The 20,514-nt window shown below is 66.5% G+C and carries 20 protein-coding genes and 1 pseudogene; 14 read left to right on the plus strand and 7 right to left on the minus strand.

The window, feature by feature from the left end; all coding sequences use genetic code 11:
* Positions 1-24: 24 nt before the first annotated feature.
* Together HZI36_RS20610 and HZI36_RS20615 are read left to right on the plus strand one after the other, a co-directional pair.
* Positions 25-162 (plus strand): annotated as a pseudogene (locus tag HZI36_RS20610) (FAD-dependent oxidoreductase); the annotation flags it as partial.
* 8 nt (positions 163-170) lie between these two features.
* Positions 171-1,394 carry an aminotransferase-like domain-containing protein gene (locus tag HZI36_RS20615; protein WP_179404516.1) on the plus strand — a complete coding sequence of 408 codons (1,224 nt, stop codon included), beginning with the start codon at positions 171-173 and terminating at the stop codon, positions 1,392-1,394.
* Here the strand turns inward: HZI36_RS20615 and HZI36_RS20620 are convergent.
* Entirely contained in the window at positions 1,375-1,686 is a 312-nt protein-coding gene (locus HZI36_RS20620; protein WP_179404517.1) for an EthD family reductase, read from the minus strand. The two genes, HZI36_RS20615 and HZI36_RS20620, sit on opposite strands and share 20 nt — an antisense overlap.
* Positions 1,687-2,099: 413 nt before the next feature.
* Here HZI36_RS20620 and HZI36_RS20625 point away from each other — a divergent pair, with 413 nt between their 5' ends.
* The 8 genes from HZI36_RS20625 (at position 2,100) to HZI36_RS20660 (ending at position 11,240) form a co-directional block, all read left to right on the plus strand.
* Positions 2,100-3,368: an extracellular solute-binding protein gene (locus tag HZI36_RS20625; protein WP_218884127.1), complete on the plus strand. Its 1,269-nt coding sequence runs from the start codon at positions 2,100-2,102 to the stop codon at positions 3,366-3,368.
* A gap of 57 nt (positions 3,369-3,425) precedes the next feature.
* Complete coding sequence (locus HZI36_RS20630; protein WP_218884130.1) at positions 3,426-4,550, plus strand: carbohydrate ABC transporter permease; 1,125 nt, start codon at positions 3,426-3,428, stop codon at positions 4,548-4,550.
* Positions 4,547-5,440 (plus strand): carbohydrate ABC transporter permease, encoded by an 894-nt coding sequence (locus HZI36_RS20635; protein ID WP_179404518.1) that lies wholly within the window; start codon positions 4,547-4,549, stop codon positions 5,438-5,440. Before HZI36_RS20630 ends, HZI36_RS20635 begins: the two co-directional genes overlap by 4 nt.
* 3 nt (positions 5,441-5,443) lie before the next feature.
* Positions 5,444-6,865: a glycoside hydrolase family 32 protein gene (locus tag HZI36_RS20640; RefSeq protein ID WP_246327156.1), complete on the plus strand. Its 1,422-nt coding sequence runs from the start codon at positions 5,444-5,446 to the stop codon at positions 6,863-6,865.
* Positions 6,866-6,946: 81 nt separating this feature from the next.
* Positions 6,947-8,101: an ABC transporter ATP-binding protein gene (locus HZI36_RS20645; RefSeq protein WP_179404519.1), complete on the plus strand. Its 1,155-nt coding sequence runs from the start codon at positions 6,947-6,949 to the stop codon at positions 8,099-8,101.
* Positions 8,102-8,367: 266 nt separating this feature from the next.
* Entirely contained in the window at positions 8,368-9,480 is a 1,113-nt protein-coding gene (locus tag HZI36_RS20650; RefSeq protein WP_179404520.1) for a porin, read from the plus strand.
* 260 nt (positions 9,481-9,740) lie between these two features.
* Positions 9,741-10,055 carry a BON domain-containing protein gene (locus HZI36_RS20655; protein WP_179404521.1) on the plus strand — a complete coding sequence of 105 codons (315 nt, stop codon included), beginning with the start codon at positions 9,741-9,743 and terminating at the stop codon, positions 10,053-10,055.
* 141 nt (positions 10,056-10,196) lie between these two features.
* Positions 10,197-11,240 (plus strand): LacI family DNA-binding transcriptional regulator, encoded by a 1,044-nt coding sequence (locus tag HZI36_RS20660; protein WP_218884131.1) that lies wholly within the window; start codon positions 10,197-10,199, stop codon positions 11,238-11,240.
* A gap of 29 nt (positions 11,241-11,269) precedes the next feature.
* On the opposite strand, the gene HZI36_RS20665 is transcribed toward HZI36_RS20660, so the two are convergent.
* A complete protein-coding gene (locus tag HZI36_RS20665; RefSeq protein ID WP_179404522.1) occupies positions 11,270-11,752 on the minus strand; it encodes a LysR substrate-binding domain-containing protein in 483 nt (160 codons plus the stop codon).
* A gap of 7 nt (positions 11,753-11,759) precedes the next feature.
* On the opposite strand from HZI36_RS20665, the gene HZI36_RS20670 reads away from it, so the two are divergent.
* Both HZI36_RS20670 and HZI36_RS20675 read left to right on the plus strand, forming a co-directional pair.
* Positions 11,760-12,935, plus strand: coding sequence for a GMC oxidoreductase (locus tag HZI36_RS20670; RefSeq protein WP_246327157.1), 1,176 nt, complete (start codon positions 11,760-11,762; stop codon positions 12,933-12,935).
* A 298-nt stretch (positions 12,936-13,233) separates the two neighbouring features.
* Positions 13,234-15,204: an APC family permease gene (locus tag HZI36_RS20675; protein ID WP_179404523.1), complete on the plus strand. Its 1,971-nt coding sequence runs from the start codon at positions 13,234-13,236 to the stop codon at positions 15,202-15,204.
* Here HZI36_RS20675 and HZI36_RS20680 read toward each other — a convergent pair.
* From HZI36_RS20680 to HZI36_RS20690, 3 genes are read right to left on the minus strand one after another with little or no spacing between them, the layout of a single operon-like run.
* Complete coding sequence (locus HZI36_RS20680) at positions 15,188-15,331, minus strand: hypothetical protein (RefSeq protein WP_179404524.1); 144 nt, start codon at positions 15,329-15,331, stop codon at positions 15,188-15,190. The genes HZI36_RS20675 and HZI36_RS20680 overlap by 17 nt on opposite strands.
* A 48-nt stretch (positions 15,332-15,379) precedes the next feature.
* Positions 15,380-15,658: a hypothetical protein gene (locus HZI36_RS20685; RefSeq protein WP_425485275.1), complete on the minus strand. Its 279-nt coding sequence runs from the start codon at positions 15,656-15,658 to the stop codon at positions 15,380-15,382.
* A 30-nt stretch (positions 15,659-15,688) separates the two neighbouring features.
* The gene (locus HZI36_RS20690; RefSeq protein WP_179404525.1) at positions 15,689-16,126 is read right to left on the minus strand and encodes a universal stress protein; all 438 of its coding nucleotides are present in this window, start codon (positions 16,124-16,126) and stop codon (positions 15,689-15,691) included.
* 341 nt (positions 16,127-16,467) lie between these two features.
* Between HZI36_RS20690 and HZI36_RS20695 the strand changes: the two genes are divergently transcribed.
* Positions 16,468-18,369, plus strand: coding sequence for a DUF3857 domain-containing transglutaminase family protein (locus HZI36_RS20695; RefSeq protein ID WP_179404526.1), 1,902 nt, complete (start codon positions 16,468-16,470; stop codon positions 18,367-18,369).
* A gap of 88 nt (positions 18,370-18,457) precedes the next feature.
* The gene (locus HZI36_RS20700; protein ID WP_179404527.1) at positions 18,458-18,625 is read left to right on the plus strand and encodes a hypothetical protein; all 168 of its coding nucleotides are present in this window, start codon (positions 18,458-18,460) and stop codon (positions 18,623-18,625) included.
* Between the two features lie 46 nt (positions 18,626-18,671).
* Here the strand turns inward: HZI36_RS20700 and HZI36_RS20705 are convergent, their stop codons facing one another.
* Together HZI36_RS20705 and HZI36_RS20710 are read right to left on the minus strand one after the other, a co-directional pair.
* Positions 18,672-19,598: a 2-hydroxyacid dehydrogenase gene (locus HZI36_RS20705; RefSeq protein ID WP_179404528.1), complete on the minus strand. Its 927-nt coding sequence runs from the start codon at positions 19,596-19,598 to the stop codon at positions 18,672-18,674.
* A 61-nt stretch (positions 19,599-19,659) separates the two neighbouring features.
* Positions 19,660-20,454 carry a class II aldolase/adducin family protein gene (locus HZI36_RS20710; protein ID WP_179404529.1) on the minus strand — a complete coding sequence of 265 codons (795 nt, stop codon included), beginning with the start codon at positions 20,452-20,454 and terminating at the stop codon, positions 19,660-19,662.
* Between the last annotated feature and the right edge of the window lie 60 nt (positions 20,455-20,514).

The following is a 20,514-nucleotide window of genomic DNA, read 5'->3' on the forward strand; positions in this document are numbered from 1 at the left end:
CGCCGTTCATCGCGACGACGTGATCTGGCCGACGCTCGCGCAACCGGGCGCGGCGTCAGCGAGCGGATCCTCGGCGGGCGCCATGCGACACTCGATCTGTCCAAGCTGAGCTGGACGCGCGTGCTCGAGAATCGGCCGATCGTAGAAAGGAACGTCGTTTAACGATCCCTATGTATTCGTTCACTTCCCCCTTCGAGCAGCCGGCTGGATCGCCGATCCGCGAGCTGTTCAAGTATCTCGGCGAGCCCGGGATGATCTCGTTCGCGGGCGGCTATCCGGCCGGCGACCTGTTCGACGTCGACGGGCTACAGGCCGCGTCCGCGCGCGCGTATGCGGCGCCGGCGCGTTGCCTGCAGTACGGCCCGACCGACGGCCTCGCGGAGCTGAAGCACGAGCTGATCGCGCTGACCGCGCGCCGCGGCGCGCGCTGCACGCCGGCCGACATGCTCGTGACGACCGGCTCGCAGCAGGGGCTCGATCTGCTGCTGCGCGTGATGGTCGCGCCGGGCGACGTCGTGCTGACCGAGCAGCCCGCGTATCCGGCGACGCTGCAGGCGCTGCGGTTGCAGCAGGCGCGGATCGTCACGGTGCCGGTCGACCGCGACGGCCTCGACGTCGACCGGCTCGCCGCGTGGCTCGAGGCAAATGCAGCAAATGCGGCGACCGCGGCGAGCCGGCCGAAGCTGCTGTACACGGTGCCGACGTTCGCGAACCCGACCGGCGCGACGTTGACGCGCGAGCGGCGCGTCGCGCTGCTGCGGCTCGCGGTGCGTTACGGAATCCTGATCGTCGAGGACGATCCGTACGGTGATCTGCGTTTCGACGGCGACGCGGTGCCGTCGCTGCTCGCGCTCGCGGACGACGTCGACGGCGCGCGCGACTGGGTCGTGCATTTCTCGAGCCTGTCGAAGATCGTCGCGCCGGGGCTGCGCGTCGGCTGGACGATCGGGCCCGCCGAGATCGTGCGACGCTGCGTGATCGCGAAACAGACGGTCGATCTGTGCAGCGCGCCGTGGACCCAGGCGATCGCGGCCGAATATCTGGCCGCCGGCGCGCTCGAGCGCCATCTGCCGCGCATCGCCGATGCGTACCGGCGCAAGGGCGGCGCGATGTGCGATGCGCTGCGCGAGCAGCTCGGCGGCGCGATCGCGTTTCATCGGCCCGAAGGCGGGATGTTCGTGTGGGCGCGCGTGCCGGCGGTCTCGTCGAAACGGCTGCTCGAGCACGCGATCGCGCAGAAGGTCGTGTTCGTGCCCGGCGGCGCGTTCTTTGCGGACGACGTCGACGAGTCGTCGTTGCGGCTGTCGTTCGCCGCGCCGAACGTCGAGCAGATCGGCGAAGGCGTCGCGCGGCTCGCGCGGGCCTATGACGCGGCTACGTCCGCACCGCGCTGATCTGCACGATCGGCGCCAGGTTCGTGTAGTTCGGCACGTCCGAGAGGATCGCCTTCGCATGCGGCCCGAACGTCGTCTGGAACGCCTCCAGCGATTCGAAGAACAGGTGGCCGGCGGCACGGTAGGTCGGCGGCTGCCCCGGCAGGCCGCCCGCGAGCCCCTCGTCGATCTCGATGCGCTTGCATGCGTCGCCCACCAGCCGCTGAATCATCGGCATGTGACTGTCCTGGTAATAGGCGAAGTCGAAGGTGCCGCCGTCGGTATTCGGGTAAAACACGCTCACTTTGATCATCGCTGATGCTCCGTCGAAGGGAAGGGTGGGCGCACATCGCGAGCGCGGCGCCGTCGTGCGCGCGGCCCGGCAGGTTCGGCTCGGGCAGGAACGCGGCGTGTGATCTTCTCGCATCCGGCCGGTCCGGTCCAGTCGGGCCGCGCGCATGACGGCGCCGATTCGCCGATTCGCCGATTGGCCGGTGGGCGGCCGCTTCTCGTCTTGCTCTAGCCACCATCCCGCCTCTCATCCGTTTTCGGTTTTTTTTGAGATTCCCTTGACAACCCATCGCCCCACTTCCATACTCCGCTCCGCTAGTAATTCGAATTACTAGCGGCCCGCCCCCTGCCGAGCGCATACAAAAAAATGGTTCGCGATTGGGGTGGTATCTATAAGCACGACGAGAAAGTAATACGTATTACCAGGAGGAGACGGTGTCACACCTCAAGTTCGAATGCATCATGGCCGCCGCGCTGCTGGCGTGTGGCGGCATCGGCATCGCCGCGGCGGCGCCCGTCAACGTGTCGCTGTGGCGGCACGACAGCGGCGACGCCGAAGTAAGGATAACGAAGGAACTGATCGACAGCTTCAATCGTTCCCAATCCAGATATCGCGTCGTGTACGAGAACCTGCCGAAGGGTTCGTACACGGAGTCGGTGACGGCCGCCGCGGTGTCGAAGAAGCTGCCGTGCGTGCTCGACCTCGACGAGCCGACGGTGCCGAACTTCGCGTGGTCGGGCTACCTGCGTCCGCTCGCCGGACTGCTCGACCCGAAGGTTGCCGCGAGCCTGACGGCCGGCGGCAAGGGCGAGTACAAGGGCGCGCTGTATTCGGTCGGGCCGTACGACGCATCGCTCGGGATCTTCGCGCGCAAGTCGGCGCTCGTCGCGGCCGGCGTGCGCATCCCGACCATCGACAAGCCGTGGACGCTCGCCGAATTCAATGACGCGCTCGCGAAGCTGAAGAAGTTGCCCGGCTACGAATACGTGATCGACATGCACAACAACGCGGACGGTGAATGGTGGACGTACGCGTATTCACCGTGGCTGCAGAGCTTCGGCGGCGATCTGATCGACCGGACGACGATGACGCGCGCGGACGGCGTGCTGAACGGCAAGCAGGCGGTCGCGTTCGGCAAGTGGTTCCAGAGCCTGTTCAAGATGGGCTACGCGAACAAGCGCCCGGTCGACGACAAGTCGTTCGTACTGGGCCGCGTGCCGCTCGATTACTCGGGCAACTGGAATTACGCGGACGCAAAGGCGAAGTGGGGCAACGACCTGATCGTGCTGCCGCCGCCGGATTTCGGTCGCGGCCCGAAGACGGGCGCCGCGTCGTGGCAATACGGGATCAGCACGACGTGCGCGGCGCCGGACGGCGCGGCCGCGTTCATCAACTACATGATGCAGCCGCAGCAAGTCGCGAAGACTGTCGACCAGACCAAGGTGCTGCCGACGACGCAATCCGCCGCGAACCTGTCGACCGACTATCGTTCCGGTGGCGACCTGCGTTTCTACTTCGAGTTCGCGCAGCGCTACGCGGTGCCCCGCCCGCCGACACCCGCGTATCCGATCATCACGAGCACGTTCGAGAAGTCGATGCGCGAGATCATCAACGGCGCCGATGTGCAGTCGACGCTGGACGACGCGACTGACGCGATTGAACGGAACATCCGCGACAACAAGGGCTACGGCTTCAGGATCTGATCGAAGCGGCAGAGCCGGTGGGCCGCGCGACGGCCCACCGCGCAGGAGGGAATGGAGATGCTTGAGACTACCAACGATCCGCGGCTCGCGGCGCCCGACGCGAACGCGCACGCGCGCGGCGCGAAGCTCGGGCGCGAAACGTGGACGGCGTGGCTGATGAGCACGCCCGCGCTGCTCGGCCTGCTGGTCTTCGTCGTATTGCCGTTCGTGATGGCGGCCGTGTTCAGCCTGACCGACCAGCGCCTGATGTCGCCGAACCCGACTGAATTCGTCGGCCTGCGCAACTATGAGCGTCTGCTCGCGGTCACGGTCGTGAAGATCGAACCCGTGCGCGACGAAACAGGCAGGATCATTCCCGGCGATGACGGGCAGCCGAGCTATCCGCGCCTGCGCTCGCTCGAGCGCGACGGCGGCGGCTTGCGCGGCTACAAGGAGATGACGAGCGTCGACGTGTCCGGCGCGCGCTACATGCTCGTGGCGAAAGACCCGGTGTTCTGGCGCTCGCTCGCGAACATCGTGCTGTTCGCGCTGCTCGTCGTGCCGCTTCAGTGCGGCCTCGCGCTGGCAACCGCGCTGCTGATCAACCGGAAGCTGCGCGGGATCACGTTCTTCCGCGCGGCATTCTTCAGCCCGGTCGTGATCTCGATGGTTGTGATCAGCATCGTCTGGTCGTTCCTTTACGACCGGCAGTTCGGCCTGATCAACCAGATGCTGTCCGCCATGTCGTTCGGTCACATCCAGCCGATCGACTGGCTCGGCAATCCGCACGTCGCGATGCTCGCGATCGTGATCATGAGTGCGTGGCAGGGAATGGGCTTCCAGATGGTGATTTTCCTCGCAGGCTTGCAGGGCATTCCGGGCGAGTTGTACGAAGCCGCGTGCCTCGACGGCGCGAACGCGTGGCAGCGCTTCGTCAACGTGACGCTGCCGGGCCTGCGCAACACGCTGGTTTTCATCCTGACCGCGACGACGATGCAGGCATTCTCGCTCTTCACACAGATCGACGTGATGACGCAGGGCGGCCCGGACAATTCGACGGTGACCGTCATGTATCACGCGGTCAACAGCGGCTTCCGCGAACAGGACATCGCCTACGGCAGCACGATCACGGTGGTGTTCTTCCTCTTCATTCTCGGCTTCGCGTTCGTGCAGCGACGCCTGATCGCGGGGAAGCAGCGATGAGCGATCTCACTCTGAAACATCGGCGCCGGATCGGCCAGGCCGTCAGCTATGCGCTGCTCACGCTCTTCACGCTGGTGTTCCTGCTGCCGACGCTGTTCATGCTGGTCTCGGGCTTCAAGCATACGACCGCGATCTTCGCCGATCTGCGTTCGTGGCGAGCGCTGTTGCCAGTCGGCGACCTGACGTTCGAAAACTATCGCTATGTGTTCGAGCGCGGCAATTTCGAGCGCTACTTCGTGAACTCGGTCGTGGTCACGTCGATCACCGTCGTGCTGAGCGTCGTCGTGAACAGCATGGCCGCGTATGCGCTCGCGCGGCTGCACTGGCGCGGGCGGAAGGGGGTGTTCGCGCTCGTGATCGCGATCCTGATCATCCCGTTCGAAGCGATCGCGATTCCGCTCGTGATGCTCGTCAGCCAGTTTCCGGGCGTCGACTTCGGGCTGCACGGCCTGTCGTTCAGCGACTCGATGTTCAACACATACACGGTGCAGATCCTGCCGTTCGCGGCGAACGCGTTCACGATCTTTCTGTTCTTCCAGTTCTTCCGCGATCTGCCGATCGAGCTGGACGAAGCGGCGCGGCTCGACGGCGCGACGCCGTTCCAGATCTACTGGCGGATCGTGATGCCGCTGTCGAGGCCGGTCATCGCGACGGTCGCGATCCTGCAGTTCCTGACGATGTGGAATCAGTACCTGTGGCCGATCATGGTCGTGCAGAGTGGCGACGTGCGTCCGCTGATGCCGGGCATTCAGGAATTCTTCAACCGTTCGCCGGCCTGGGGGCAAATCATGGCGTACGCATCGCTCGTGACGCTGCCGGTCCTGGCCATTTTCGTGACGTTCCAGCGCTGGTTCGTCCAGAGTGTCGCCAGCAGTGGCGTCAAGGGTTAATTCATGAGCATGACAGAAAACATCAACAAGCCGGCGGTCGACGCCGTGCGCGTGCGGGATCCGCACCGCCCGCGGTTTCATTTCACGCCGCCGATGAACTGGATGAACGATCCGAACGGGATCTGCCATCACGACGGGCGGTATCACCTGTACTACCAGTACAACCCGAACGATGCGCTGTGGGGCGACATCCACTGGGGCCATGCGAGCAGTGCGGATCTCGTGCGGTGGCGCGACGAGCCTGTCGCGCTCGCGCCGTCGAGCGGCCCGGACGAGGGGGGATGCTTCTCGGGCAGCTTCGCGCTGGTGTACGGTCAGCCGACGATCTACTACACCGGATACACCGATACCGCGCAGGTGCAGTGCATGGCGACGAGCGACGATCTGCAGCGCTGGCGCAAGGTCGACGGCGCGTTGATCGAGCTGCCGCCGGCCGGCGTGCCGCGTGATCAGTTCCGGGATCCGTACGTATTTCAGCATCGCGACGTCTGGTACATGGTGGTCGGCGCGTCGCTGAACGGCGAGCGCGGGCAATGTCTGCTCTATCGCAGCGACGATGGGCGCGACTGGAAATATCTGCATCCGCTGTACACATCGCCGCGCCTGCAGCTCGGCGTGATGTGGGAATGCCCGAACTTCTTTCCGATCGGCGACAAGTGGGTGCTATCGGTGTCGGTGTGGCAGAACATGGGCGCGCACTATTTCGTTGGCCGTTTCGAGAACGAGCGCTTCGTGCCCGAGTTCGACGACGTGCTCGACGTCGACGGCAGCGCGTTCGCGCATCTGACCTTCATGGCGCCGGATGGTCGTGCGCTGCAATGGGCATGGATCAACGAGCAGCGCAGCGCGGACCTGATGCGCGCGGACGGCTGGGCTGGGGCGATGACTGTGCCGCGCGTGCTCGGCCTGACCGATGCGGGCCAGCTCACGATCCGGCCCGTCGATGAAATCGGCGCGCTGCGCGGCGATGTCGCCGCCGCCGCGACGTGCCGGGTCGGCGGCGCCGAGACTGTGGCGTTCGAAGGCCGCCATCTGGACATCGAACTGGACGTCGAGCTGCTCGACGCGAAGCCGGTCGGCCTGACGCTGCTTGCGTCCCCGGACGGTCTCGAAGCGACGCGCATCGTCTACAACCCGAACATGCGGCGCCTGACGGTCGAACGTGCGCGCAGCTCGTTCAATCCGAAGACCGAGCGGCAGAACCAGCACGCGCATCTGTATCTGGAGCCGGGCGAGCCGCTGCGCCTGCGTGTGCTGCTCGATGCGACCGTGATCGAGGTATACGCGAACGATCGCGTGAATCTGACGAGCCGTGTCTACCCGACGCTCGGCAGCAGCGTCGGCGCGTCCGTGTTTGCGGAGGGGTACGCGAACGTCGCGCTGAAGGCGTGGCAGATGGGCGACATCTACGGCGAGCCGGCGTGACGAGCGGCCGACGGCGCGCCCGCGATCGACGACGGACGCGCGAACAACAGTATCGGTGAGAGACCGGAGAGGAGCACACACATGTCGAACGTTTCACTGGTGGGGATCAACAAGGCCTACGGCGACGCGCGGCCGACGATCAACCGCTTCAATCTGCAGATCGACGCCGGCGAGTTCTGCGTGTTCGTGGGGCCGAGCGGCTGCGGGAAGTCGACGCTGCTGAGGATGGTCGCGGGGCTCGAGGAGATCACGAGCGGCGAGCTGCGGATTGCGGACCGCATGGTGAATGACGTGCCGCCCGCGAACCGCGGCGTCGCGATGGTGTTTCAGAACTACGCGTTGTATCCGCACATGACGGTCGCGCAGAACATGGCGTTCGCGCTGAAGCTCGCGAAGCTGAAGCAGGCGGAGATCGACGAGAAGGTGCAGCGTGCGGCGAAGGTGCTGCAGCTCGACAAGCTGCTCGACCGGTATCCGAAGCAACTGTCCGGCGGCCAGCGGCAGCGCGTCGCGATCGGGCGTGCAATCGTCCGCGAGCCGAAGCTGTTTCTGTTCGACGAGCCGTTGTCGAATCTCGATGCGGCGCTGCGCGTGCAGACGCGAATAGAGATCGCGCGTCTGCATCGCGAGTTCGGCAAGGCGAGCGTGATCTACGTGACGCACGATCAGGTCGAGGCGATGACGCTCGCCGACAAGATCGTACTGCTCAACGCGGGCGACGCGGTCGCGAAATACGGCAGCATCGCGCAGGTCGGTGCGCCGCTCGAGCTGTATCACCGGCCGCGCAACCGGTTCGTCGCCGGGTTCATCGGATCGCCGAACATGAACTTCCTGCCGGCGACGCTGGAGAAGGTCGAGCCCGATACGTGCACGGTCGCGCTGAAGGGCGGCGGCCAGCTCGCCGCGTGCGTTCGGCCGAACGCGGCGCAGAGCGCGTGCGCCGGCGATCCGCTGATGGTCGGCATTCGGCCCGAGCATATCCGTCTGGCCGACGCGGGCGGCGCGGAGCCGGGGCAGGCCGGCGAGGTAGTGTTCGCCGAATTCCTCGGCGAGCACAGCTACGTGCACGTCGCGCTGCAGTCCGGCGTGACGGTCATCGCGAAGGCGGGCGGCACCGTGCGCGTCAGGATCGGCGACCGCGTGAAGCTCGTATTCGATGCCGAGCATCTGCACGTGTTCGACGCCGACGACCAGTCGTTCGCGCAAACGCGCGATCTGGAGCGCCTGGCGGCCTGATGGGCGGTCGCCCGTAAGGGCGACCGGTACTCGGCGAGCGTAAAGGGATGTCGAGGCAAAAATATATTTCGTAGTCCGAATATAAATGAAAGGGAGGAGAGAAAATCTAGAAGGATTCGTTCGTGGTCGGGGCCTGCGCGTGCCGAGCACCAGATCGATCAATTTGCATGACGACATAAAGATTCGAAATTGTCGGGCGGAAGTGGCGTTGACACCGTCGACGCCTCGCCCGGCCGAGTCGGAATATTTTTTTGGAGACTCCTAAAATGAAAAAGCTGATTTGCGTTGCTTCGTTGTTGACCTTTGCCGTCACGGTACACGCGCAGAGTAGCGTGACACTGTACGGCCGCATCGACGCCGGTCTCGAGTACGTGAGCGGCCTGCCGACCGCCAGTTACACCGGCTCGACGTCGCGCGTTCGCGCGGAAGCCGGCAACTGGGGCGGCAGCCTGTGGGGCGTGAAGGGCGTCGAGGACCTCGGCGGCGGCAACAAGGCACTGTTCCAGATGGAAGGCGCGTTCAACACGATGAACGGGCAGGGTGCGGGCACCAATTACATGTTCTTCGATCAGGCAACTGTCGGCCTGCAGAACGATTCATACGGTACGTTCCTCATCGGCCGGAACAACTTCATCTCGAACGGCATCTGGGACTTCGATCCGTTCGGCCAGACCGCCTGGGCGACTGCGACGCTGGTGCGCGGCCGGAACTGGCAGAAGTCGAGCAGCAACATCATGTATCAATCGCCGAAGTTTGCCGGCTTCGACGTGTACGGCCAGTATTCGCTGTCGAACTCGACGTCGTGGAACGGCAACGGCATGACGCCGCAAGGTCGCAACGCCGGTATGCAATTGACCTACACGTCAGCGCTGTTCCAGGTGCGCGGCATCTACGACGAGATTCGCGATCCGCTCAACGGCAAGCTCGACAATCCGTTCACCGCATCGCGCGAATACTTCGCCGGCGCGAACGTGTTCCTCGGGCCGGTCACGTTGCGTGCGGCCTACCAGGCTTCGCGGACGTCGGGCATGACCAACGCGGCGTACGGCACGCCGACCACGACGAACCTGGTGTGGGGCGGCGCGACCTGGCAGGCGACGCCGGAAGCGGCGCTGACGGGCGCCGTCTATCACGTGAACGCGAACAACGGCGGCGGCAACGCGACGATCTATACGATCGGGGGCTCGTACAACCTGTCCAAGCGAACGCTGCTCGACTTCCAGGTCGCGACGCTGCACAACAGCAAGACCGCGAACTTCAGCCTCGATCCGAACGCGGCCGAAGGCCCCGGCGGCAACGTCAACGGCACATACAACGACAATCCGCTGTACGGCCACAGCATGTCGGGCGTCTACGTCGGTATCCAGCATTCTTTCTGATTAGGCCAGTCGACCGGATCGATTCCAACACCGGTTCCACGCTGCTGCGAGAGCGCGTATTGGCGCGGCGTCCCGAAAGGGCGTCGCGCATTTTTTTGTTCCCGAATGTCCCGAGTTCGCCCATCCCGCACGAAAAGCGGATACGCTCGATTCGCACTATGCTGTCGAAGCGCGCTCACGTCAGGACTCCGCTCTCCGGTATCGGCGAATTGAATTGGGGCTGTATGTGATGGCCGCGTCACTTTTGAAGGAGAAGGAAAATGCATGCCAGATTCTCGATCCTGATGCTGTCGCTCGGGCTCGCGGCCGCGGTTCCCGGCGCCCATGCGCAAGGTGCAGCAAGCACGCAGCCCGACCGCGCGCTCGCGACGAGCGTGCGAGCGGCGCTCGCCGGCGCGTCCGACGTCAATGTGTCGCGCATCGCCGTCCTTGGCGGGCAGCAGCGCGTGATCCTCGAAGGTACGGTGCCCGACTACGCGCAGATCGATCGCGCGAAGCGATATGCGCAGAGCGTCGCCGGGGGCGCTGAAGTGGTCAGCCGCCTGACGGTGAGGGTGTCCGGACGCGGTTCGTGACGCGCGATATGTCGCGGGCGCAGAATCATGGCAGGCGACACGCGCCAGCAATAATCCGCTCATTCGAATATGATTGAGGCCAATTCGGGGATCCGCCAGTCGACGTGCGCGGATCGCCGGCCGGCCTCGATCCCTGTTCCGATGAGTATTCGAACTCCAAAATCCGGCATGCGCGCGTCGCGCCCGACGATGACCGACGTCGCGAAGGCGGCGGGCGTATCGCAAACCACCGTGTCGTTCGTGCTGAACAACCGCGCAGACGCGAACATTCCGCAGGAGACGCGCGCCCGCATTCACAAGGCCGTCGCCGATCTCGGCTACCGCGAGAACGCGATGGCGCAGGCGCTGCGGCTCGGCAAATCCAACCTGATCGGACTCGTGACCGACGAAGTCGCGACGACGCCCTATGCCGGTCTCATCATCCGCGGCGCGCAGGATGCCGCGTGGAAGTACAACCGGATCCTTACGCTCGTCAACACCGACTGCCGCGCGGATCTCGAGAGCAAGGCCGTCGAGGCGCTGCTCAAGCATCAGGTCGAAGGCCTGATGTTCGCGACGATGTACCACCACGAGATCAGCCTGCCGGCCGGGCTCGGCGACATTCCGGTCGCGCTTGTGAACTGCTTCGACGCGGGCGCGTTGGTGCCGTCCGTCGTGCCCGACGAGGTCAGGGGCGGCTACGACGCGACGCGCTATCTGATTGAGCACGGGCATCGCGACATCGGTTTCCTGAACAAGAGCGACCGGATTCCAGCGGCCGCGGGGCGTTTCGAAGGCTATCGGCTCGCGATGGAGGAAGCCTCGCTGCCGGTGCGCGACGACCGCGTGCTGCGCCTCGTCGGCGAGCAGGAGGCGGGCTTCCAGGGCGCGCTGCAACTGATGCAGCAGCCCGATCCGCCGACCGCGCTGTTCTGCTTCAACGACCGTGTTGCGATGGGCGCGTACATGGCGCTGCAAAGGCTCGGATTGCACGTGCCCGACGACGTGTCGATCATCGGCTTCGACAACCAGGAAGTGATCGCCGCACATCTGCTGCCGGGCCTCACGACGATGCAGTTGCCGCACTACGAGATGGGGTGCTGGGGCGTCGATCGTCTGCTCGGCGACGCGCCCGCCTCCGGCAATCGCGTGCTGTTGCCGTGTCCGCTGGTGGAACGCGGCTCGGTCGCGGCCCCCGCACGCTAGCACGGCCGTATGCGCCCGCGTGGCGTGACTCAGCGTTTCCTTGACGGTGCCTTCGCGCTCTCCCGGGTGCGCGCGTCGCGCTGCGCGAACGCTTCGAAGCTCTGCTGCAGGTCGACCATGAACACCTTCAGGATCGGCGGCGTCGACGCGCCCTTGCGGATCGTCGCGCAGAACGGCCACTCGAGGCCATACCGCGCCGGGCTGACCGGCCGCATTTCGCCGGTCGCGACCCAGCGCGCTGCATAGTGCCGCGGCAGATAGCCGATGTACGCGCCCGACAGAATCAGCATCGCCTGTGCCTCGACGTTGTCGACGGTCGCCGCCGCCTTGCTCGCGCTCAGCATCCGCAGGTCGTGCTGCTGCAGATATCCGCGCGCGACGATCCGGCTCGACGCGATCGCATCGTGCATCGACGGATCGTCGTCGTCGAGCGCGTAAAGCGGGTGGCTTCCGCTGCAATAGAGCGCGTCCGGCTCCGAGTAGAGGTCGACGTACGCGAGCGACGACTGCAACGGCTACATGCAGGAAGGCTTCGGCGCGATGCACATGACGGTCAAGGACGGCGTGCGGTGGTCGACCGCGAACGCGTACCTGCGTCCGGCGATGACGCGCCCGAACCTGCGCGTCGTCACGCACGCGATGACGCGCCGCGTCGTGATGGAAGGCAAGCGCGCGGTCGGCGTCGAGTACGAGCGCGGCGGGCTCACGCACGTCGCGCGCTGCCGGGCCGAGGTGCTGATCGCGTCGGGGCCGATCGGCTCGCCGCACCTGCTGCAGCGTTCCGGTATCGGGCCGGCCGGCGTGCTGCGCGACGCAGGCATCGCCGTCGCGCACGATCTGCCCGGCGTCGGCGAGAATCTGCAGGATCACGCGGAAATCTACATTCAGTACGCGTGCAAGGAGCCGGTCACGCTGAACGGCAAGATGGACGCTTTCAGCAAGCTGATGATCGGCTTGCGCTGGCTGCTGTTCAAGGACGGGCTCGGCGCGTCGAACCACTTCGAAGCGGGCGGATTCATCCGTTCGGAAGCGGGGCTGCGCTGGCCCGACATCCAGTTCCACTTCCTGCCGGCCGCGATGCGCTATGACGGCGACAAGCCGTTCAAGGGGCATGGCTTCATGGTGCTGACCGGGCCGAACAAGCCGAAGAGCCGCGGCCACGTGCACGCGAAATCGGCCGATCCGCATGTGCATCCGGACATCCGCTTCAACTACCTGGCGCGCGAGGAGGACCGGGAGGGCTTCCGGCGCTGCGTGCGTCTGACGCGCGAGATCATCGGCCAGCCCGCGATGGACCGTTTCCGCGACGTCGAGCTCGCGCCCGGCCCGGACGTGCGGACCGACGACGAGATCGACGCGTTCGTTCGCGCGAATCTCGAGAGCACGATGCATCCGTGCGGGTCGTGCCGGATGGGCGAGGACGAGATGGCGGTCGTCGATTCGCAGCTGCGTGTGCGCGGCGTCGCCGGGCTGCGCGTGATCGATTCGTCCGTGTTTCCGACCGAGCCGAACGGCAACCTGAACGCGCCGACGATCATGCTGGCCGAACGCGCGTCCGATATCGTGCGCGGGAAGGCGATGCTGACGCCGTCCGGTGCGAAGGTCGGGCTTGCCGAAGGCTGGGAAGACCGGCAGCGGACCCGGGCGCCGATGCGCGTTCTGTACCGGACGGAGGACGATACCGTGCATATGTGATCGCCCGCCGGATACGTGATCGACAGGGGCGCCGGGGCCGCGGAGCGGCCACCGGCGTCTTTTTTGTGCAGACTATTTATCCGACCAATCCGCGGCCGACGGTTTGCCCCGCATTCGACGACGCATCTTCTTACAATCCGGCGACGTTTCGCCATCCCGACTAACATGTGCGTCGGCCAAATGAAAGAATGTCGCGACATGCTCCACCCCTAAGGAATACACGGGGCTGGCAGCCCGCGCGGAAGTCATTTACCTTTGCAACGCGAGGACCTGTCGGGTCGCGCACGCCGGAGGAATCATGACCGCACTCCAGAAGATGTGGCAGCTATTCGTCGGAAAGCCCCTCGACCCGCTCGATCCGCGCACGCGGCACGCGATCGCGGTGACACCGCTGCTCGCGTGGGTTGGCCTCGGCGCCGACGGCCTGTCGTCGTCGTGTTACGGCCCGGAGGAAGCGTTCCTCGCGCTCGGCCAGCACGGGCCGCTCGCGCTGTTTCTCGCGCTCGCGACGGCGGCGACCGTGTTCATCATCGCGCTCGGCTACAACCAGGTGATCGAGCTGTTCCCGACGGGCGGCGGCGGCTATCGCGTCGCGACCGCGCTGCTCGGCCCGAAGCCCGGGCTCGTGTCCGGCGCGGCGCTGCTCGTCGACTACGTGCTGACCGTCGCGACGTCGCTCTCGAGCGGCGTCGACGCGTTCTTCAGCCTGCTGCCCGTCGGCGCGCAGACGTTCAAGCTGGCGACCGAACTGATCCTGATCGTGCTGATGACCGGGCTCAACTTCCGCGGGATGAAGGAATCGATCAAGGTGCTGCTGCCGATCTTCATGGGCTTCGTCGTGCTGCATTTCGCGCTGATCGTCTACGGCGTCGCGGCGCACGGCAGCCGTCTGGCCGCGGTCGTGCCGGACGCGGTGCACGAAGCGCACGGGATGTCGCAGGCGGTCGGGCCGCTCGTGATGCTCGCGCTGCTGATGCGCGCGTTCTCGCTCGGCGGCGGCACGTACACGGGCCTCGAAGCGGTGTCGAACAACGTGAATATGCTCGCGGAGCCGCGCGTGCCGAGCGGCAAGGTGACGATGCTCTACATGGCGACGTCGCTCGCGTTCACGGCCGGCGGCATCATCCTGCTGTACATGCTGTGGCACGCGACGCCGGTCGAAGGCCAGACGCTGAACGCGGTCGTGTTCGGCCGTGTGATCGATCACCTCGGCCTCGGCTCGTCGCTCGCGCGCCATGCGCTGCTCGCGGCCGTGCTCGCGTTCGAGGCGGGGCTGCTGCTCGTCGGCGCGCAGACCGGCTTCCTCGACGGCCCGGCGGTGCTGTCGAACATGGCGTCCGATTCGTGGGTGCCGCGCCATTTCCGCGATCTGTCCGCGCGGCTCGTGCGGCAGAACGGGATCATCGTCGTCGGCGTGTCGAGCTTCCTGATCCTGCTCTGGACGCATGGCAACGTCGACGTGCTGGTCGTGCTGTACAGCATCAACGTGTTCCTGACGTTCAGCATGTCGCTGCTCGGGATGTGCCTCTACTGGTGGAAGCATCGGTCGGAAGGCGCCTGGCTCAAGCAATTCGCGCTGTCCGCGCTGGGCCTGTGCGTGACGGCGACGGTGCTCGTGATCACGCTGATCGAGAAGTTCACCGCCGGCGGCTGGCTGACGGTGCTCGTGACGAGCGCGGTGATCGTCGCGTGCCTGCTGATCAAGCGGCACTACGTCGATACGCGCGCGCAGCTCGCGAAGGAAGACGGGCTGTTCTCGGGCCCGGCGCCCGCCGTCGACGAAGCGCAGGCGCCAGGCAAGCCCGACCCGTCGCTGCCGACCGCGGTGGTGCTCGTCGGCAAGCATCGCGGCGCGAGCATGCATGCGCTGCTGTGGGTCAACCGGCTGTTCCCCGGGCACTTCCGCAACATGATCTTCCTCGCGGTCGGCGAAGTCGACGCGAAGGCGTACGACGGGCACGAGCATCTCGAACGGCTCAGGCACGTGATCACGGAATCGCTCGACTACTACGTCGCGCATTGCCGCCGGTACGGCATCGCAGCCGATTACCGGATCGCGTTCGGCACGAATCCGGTTCTGGAGTTCATGGATCTGACGTCGAACACGCTCGACGAATTCCCGAACAGCGTGTGCTTCGCGAGCAAGCTGATCTTCAAGCGCGTGAACTTCCTGACCGCGTGGCTGCACAATCAGACGCCGGTCGAGTTGCAGGCGCGCCTGCACATGCAGGGCAAGCAGATGGTGTTGCTGCCTATGAACGTCGGGTGACGCCGCGCATCGGCCTGCCCATCAGGCGTTCGCGAATCCGGCCACGCCTGACCAGCCCGGCGAAGAAGACCAGCGCAAACGCGACGACCGCGATGCCCATCACGGTGTTGACGATATCGTTTCCCATGCTGCCTCCGGATCGGGACGAAGTCGGCTATCGCAGGATGGCGCGCGTTCAGTCCGCCGGTGTCGCCGCATCGCTCAGCTTCGTGTCGATGAAGCGCTTCGCGAGCGCGACCGAGATGCGTAGCGCGTCGTGATCGCTTCGGAATACGTGATGTTTCGGATCGAGCAGATGCGCTTCGTGACAGCCGCAGCCGTCGTTCCAGCGCACGACCGCGACAGCCTCGTATAACGCGCCGAGCTCGAGCCCTTCGCCCGCGACCGGATCGACGAGTGCGCGCGCGCAGATCTCGCAGTGCCGGTAGGTCAGATACAAGCGCTGATCCATCATGAAGACTCCTGTTGCAATGCCGGCGGGGCGCTACGACCGGACAATCTCGAACAACACGCCGCACGGCAGCTTGTCGATCAGCTGCTTGTGATGCTCGCCGTTCCACCAGCGCTTCATCGGGCTCGTCGGGTGATGGCCGACGACCACGAGATCGATGTCGAGCTCGTTCGCGTATCGCGTGATGATGTCGACCGGATCGCCGATTGCGAGATGTCCGTGCACCGTGATGCCCTCTGACGTCATTCGCGCGACGCCGTCCTCGAGGATGCTTTTCGCGGCCTCCTCGTCGAGCTCGTACGGGATCGCGGACACGATGTCGTAGCCGCCGACGCGGCGCGTGTTGTCGAGGATCGCGAGCAGGTGCGCGTCGGTGCCGAGCCGGCGCACGAGCAGCGCGCCGCGCGCGAGCGCGCGTTGGCCTTCGACGCTGGCGTCATAGCAGAGTAGTACGCGGTGATAGGGCGTCATCGTATCGGCCTCGGTCGGACGGGCGCGCCGGCCCGCTCCGGTCCGGCTTCGTTTCCCGTCGGCTCGTCGCACGCTGCGACGGCTCGGGCGCCGCGACCGGCCATGCACGAAGTATATGTCATGATGTGATATATACGGCAGCCGTTTGACGGCGCTCGCGCGCGACGTTCGAAAGCGGGTCGGAAGCGCGATCCGGTCTCGTGCGTGGCCGCCCATGTGCGCGACCGGCCCGCGCTTGACGGGGGCGCGCCCGTCGGCCGACACTGGTTCGGATACGGTGCCGGTGTGCGGTTCCGCTCCGAGCGGGCGCAACAAGGGCAACGCGCAACAAGGGCGATTCGATGCATTCTTTCGTCAGATGGATGGGCGCGGCGTGCGCGTGCGTCGCCGCGTGCTGCGCGAGTGCCGGCGCGAGTGCCGACACGGTGTCGCCCGCCGCCGATACTGGCGACGAGGCGCCGGCGACGCTCGTCAGCGACGTCCACGTGTTCGTGCTCCAGCGTGACGGTTCGCTCGACGAGTACGACGATGCGACGCTGCGCGCGAACACCGCGAGCGGTGTCGACGAGATCGCGCAGCGCTACGTGTGGTTCGACAAGGACATCGAAAAAGTCGAACTGCTCGAGGCCGACACGATCGACCCGGACGGCACCGTGCACGCGGTCGGTCCGGATGCGATCCGCGACGTGCAGGAGCCGCGCTCCGCGGGCGCGCCGACGTTCCAGGACGGCATACTGCGCACGGTCGTGTTTCCCGGCGTCGAGGCGGGCTCGCGCACGCGCCTCGTGTTCCGCAAGTCCCGCACGAAGCCGCTCAATCCGGGCTTCTTTACGTACTTCGTCGAGCCGTCGCGCGAGCCGGTCGACGAGCAGCGGCTGATCTTCGACCTGCCCGCCGACATGCCGCTCCATGCGGACGCGCGCGGCTACGTCGCGCGCGAGCCGGTGACCGGGAACGGCCGCACGCGCTACGAGTTCGACTACCGGCATGGCGCGTACCCGCGGATCGAGAGCGGCGCGGTCGGCTACGCGACGTACGGCGACCGGCTGATGGTGTCGACGCTGCCCGACTATGCGGCGTTCGCCGCGCGCTATCACGCGTCGGCCGTCGACCCGAGCGCGCGCGACGCGGCCGTCGAGCAGCTCGCGCGGTCGCTGACCGCGAACGCCTCGACACCGCGCGACAAGGCGCGCAGGCTGTACGACTGGGTGCAGGCGAACGTCCGCTACGTCGCGCTCTTTCTCGGCGAAACGGCGGCGGCGCCGCATCGCGTGACGGACATCCTGCGCAACCGCTACGGCGACTGCAAGGATCACGTCGCGCTGTTCGGCGCGCTGCTCGCGGCGGTCGGGATACGCAGCGAGCCGGTGCTGCTGAACCTCGGCTCGATCTACACGCTGCCGTCGGTGCCGGGCTATGGCGGCAGCGCGATCAATCACGCGATCACGTGGCTGCCCGATCTCGGGCTCTATGCGGATACGACGACGCCGGGCATCGCGTTCGGCGATCTGCCGCCGATCGTGCTCGACCGGCCCGCGCTGCTGGTCGACGACGGCGTGCTGTCCCGCACGCCGGCGACGCAGCCGCGGATGCGCACCGCGCGCCTGCAGATCGACGCGACGCAGCCGAACGCGGCGCGCTATCAGTTCTACGTCGAGGATGCGGGCTGGACCGCCGAGCTAGAACGCACCGCGTTCCGGCGCGCGACGCGCGAGCGTGCGAACCAGATCGCGCTCGATCGGCTGCGACTCAGCGGGCTGCGCGGCACCGCGCGGCTATCGACGAGCGACGTCGGCGCGACGGGCGGGCCGTTCTCGGCCGAGATCACCGGCGCGCTCGATCACGTCGTCTGGCCGAACGGCACGACCGCGCTGCCGGCGCTGTCGAGCCTGAGCGGCGGGATTGCGACGCAGGTGCGGAACTGGCTCGACGAGCCCGAGCGGACGCAGCCGTGGGTGTGCTTCGACGGCACGTTCGACGAGACCGCGCAGATCGCGTTACCCGCGAGCGTCGTCGTCACCGACGTGCCGGCCGATACGGCGGTGCGCGACCGCTTCATCGATTTCGCGTCGCATTACGTATTCGACCCGGCGACGCGCACCGTGCAGATCACGCGGCGCCTGCGCGCGGGCTTCGGCCGCCAGGTCTGCACGCCGGACGATTTCGACGCGATGCGCGCGTCGCTCGAACGCATCGACCGGGATACGCACGCGCAGATCGTCGTGCGGGCGGCCGCGCGATGACGTCGGCCGCGCCCGCGTGTGCGCGCGTCGGCCAACGGGCGGACAATCGTCGACGGGACGGTACCCGACTCCGAGGAGGTGAACCATCATGACCGAGCGACAGAACGACATTGCCGATCTGGCGAAGGATCTGCTCGGCGCGATCGTGCGGGGCACGCTCGCGGCGGGCGCGAGCGTCGATCCGGATCGCAGCGCGGAGCTGGCCGTGCGGTGCGCGACGGCGCTGGTCGACCGGCTCGCGGCCGAAGGCGAATGATGCGCGGCGCGCGCGGCGGCGGCTTCTGCGGCGGCGCCGATGGCGATCAGTAGCCGCGCGCGACGTCGACGACGTTCAGCAGCGGCTCGCCGTTGACGAGCCGCCGCGCGTTCTCCGCGATCTGCTCGGCCATCGTCTTCGGGCTCGCGACCGACGCCATGTGCGGCGTGACGATCAGGTTCGGCGTGCGCCACAGCGGATCGTCGGCGGGCAGCGGCTCGACCGGGAACACGTCGACGATCGCGCCGCCGAGCTGCCCGCTGTCGAGCGCGGCGACGAGATCCGGCACGACCAGATGCTCGCCGCGCCCGACGTGGATCAGCTTCGCGCCGGCCTTCAGCATCCCGAACGTTTTCGCGTCGAGCATGCCGCGGGTCTCGTTCGTCAGCGGCAGCAGGCACACGAGGATGTCGGTGCCGGCGAGGAACGCGCCCAGGTTGTCCGCGCCCGCGAACACCTCGATGCCGGGCAAATCGCGCGCTTGCCGCGCCCAGCCGCGCACCGCGAAGCCGAGGCGATGCAGTTCGGCGGCGACGTGCTTGCCGATCTCGCCGAGGCCCATGATCCCGACCGAGCACTGCGACGGATGCGCCTGCTTCGGCCGGAACCACACCGCATCGCGCTGATTGCGCAGCACCACGTCGAGCTGGCGCATGTAATGCAGCGCGGCCCACGTGACGAACTCGCTCATCCCGCGCGCGTGCTGCGGATCGACGATCCGGCAGACCGGCAGCCGGGGCAGCGTCGGATCGGACAGGATGTTGTCGACGCCGGCCGCGATCCCTTGAATCAGGCGCAGCTTCGGCAGCGCGGCGAGCGCGCCTTCGGGCGGCTCCCAGCACACGGCGATCTCCGCGTCGCGCGCGCGCGGATCGTCGTGGGTGACGACGTCGAGTTCGGGCGCGCTGCGCTGGATCGAGGAAATCAGGAACGACAGGTCGGTGCTCTTGCTCAGCAGAACGATGGTGGTCATGGCGCGGGCGTGGCGTGCGCCGGCGCGGATGGCCAGCGCGTGAATGGGACGTGACGGGGAATCAGCAGCGGTAATCGGAATGCGGATCGTCGATCAGGCGCAACGCGGCTTTCCATCCGATGTCGACGATGCCCATCGGCACCGCCTGCGCGAACTGCTTCGCGGTGAGCTCGCGGACTGCGACGGGCGGGAAGTTCAGCGCGGCGCCGCCGGCCATCGCCTGCACCTGAGCCTGGCATGCGCGTTCGAGGAAGTAGATCTCGTGCCACGCTTCGGCGGCGGTCGCGCCGCCGACGATCAGCCCGTGATTGCGCAGGATCATCGACTTGTTCGGGCCGAAGTCGCGCACGAGGCGCTCGCGTTCGCCGAGATCGAGCGCGACGCCTTCGTAATCGTGATAGCTGAGCTTGCCGTAGAACTTGAGCGCGTGCTGGCTGATCGGCAGCAGGCCCTCCTTCTGCGCGGACACGGCGATGCCGGCGGCGGTGTGCGTATGGATCACGAAATGCAGATCGTCGCGGGCCATGTGGACGGCGGAATGGATCGTGAAGCCGGCGGCGTTCACGCGGAAGCGCTCGGGCTCGGCCTCGGCGCGCTCGTCGATCACGTTGCCGGCATGGTCGATCTTCACGAGATCGGACGCGCGCATCTCGTGGAAGAGCACGCCGTAGCGATTGATCAGGAAGGTCGGAACATCGCCGGGGAGCCGCGCGGAGATGTGGGTGTCGATCATGTCCGTCATGCGGAAATGGGCGACGAGGCGGTACAGCGCGGCCAGTTCCACGCGAATTGCCCATTCTTCGGGCGTGCAGCCGGATTGGCCGGCCGGCGGGCGCACTTGTTCCAGGGAGGACATCGAGATCGCTCCAGTCAACGAGGGGATAACGGAGTAGTGTTCGCCCGCGTCCCCCGCGTT

It is taken from the genome of Burkholderia guangdongensis (genome assembly GCF_013403875.1).
Taxonomy (GTDB): Bacteria; Pseudomonadota; Gammaproteobacteria; order Burkholderiales; family Burkholderiaceae; genus Burkholderia; species Burkholderia guangdongensis.

Coding starts and splice junctions, on each gene's coding strand:
- HZI36_RS20615 (WP_179404516.1), top strand. CDS start 171: ATGTATTCGTTCACTTCCCCCTTCGAGCAGCCGGCTGGATCGCCGATC.
- HZI36_RS20620 (WP_179404517.1), bottom strand. CDS start 1,686: ATGATCAAAGTGAGCGTGTTTTACCCGAATACCGACGGCGGCACCTTC.
- HZI36_RS20630 (WP_218884130.1), top strand. CDS start 3,426: ATGCTTGAGACTACCAACGATCCGCGGCTCGCGGCGCCCGACGCGAAC.
- HZI36_RS20635 (WP_179404518.1), top strand. CDS start 4,547: ATGAGCGATCTCACTCTGAAACATCGGCGCCGGATCGGCCAGGCCGTC.
- HZI36_RS20640 (WP_246327156.1), top strand. CDS start 5,444: ATGAGCATGACAGAAAACATCAACAAGCCGGCGGTCGACGCCGTGCGC.
- HZI36_RS20645 (WP_179404519.1), top strand. CDS start 6,947: ATGTCGAACGTTTCACTGGTGGGGATCAACAAGGCCTACGGCGACGCG.
- HZI36_RS20650 (WP_179404520.1), top strand. CDS start 8,368: ATGAAAAAGCTGATTTGCGTTGCTTCGTTGTTGACCTTTGCCGTCACG.
- HZI36_RS20655 (WP_179404521.1), top strand. CDS start 9,741: ATGCATGCCAGATTCTCGATCCTGATGCTGTCGCTCGGGCTCGCGGCC.
- HZI36_RS20660 (WP_218884131.1), top strand. CDS start 10,197: ATGAGTATTCGAACTCCAAAATCCGGCATGCGCGCGTCGCGCCCGACG.
- HZI36_RS20670 (WP_246327157.1), top strand. CDS start 11,760: ATGCAGGAAGGCTTCGGCGCGATGCACATGACGGTCAAGGACGGCGTG.
- HZI36_RS20675 (WP_179404523.1), top strand. CDS start 13,234: ATGACCGCACTCCAGAAGATGTGGCAGCTATTCGTCGGAAAGCCCCTC.
- HZI36_RS20680 (WP_179404524.1), bottom strand. CDS start 15,331: ATGGGAAACGATATCGTCAACACCGTGATGGGCATCGCGGTCGTCGCG.
- HZI36_RS20685 (WP_425485275.1), bottom strand. CDS start 15,658: ATGATGGATCAGCGCTTGTATCTGACCTACCGGCACTGCGAGATCTGC.
- HZI36_RS20690 (WP_179404525.1), bottom strand. CDS start 16,126: ATGACGCCCTATCACCGCGTACTACTCTGCTATGACGCCAGCGTCGAA.
- HZI36_RS20695 (WP_179404526.1), top strand. CDS start 16,468: ATGCATTCTTTCGTCAGATGGATGGGCGCGGCGTGCGCGTGCGTCGCC.
- HZI36_RS20700 (WP_179404527.1), top strand. CDS start 18,458: ATGACCGAGCGACAGAACGACATTGCCGATCTGGCGAAGGATCTGCTC.
- HZI36_RS20705 (WP_179404528.1), bottom strand. CDS start 19,598: ATGACCACCATCGTTCTGCTGAGCAAGAGCACCGACCTGTCGTTCCTG.
- HZI36_RS20710 (WP_179404529.1), bottom strand. CDS start 20,454: ATGTCCTCCCTGGAACAAGTGCGCCCGCCGGCCGGCCAATCCGGCTGC.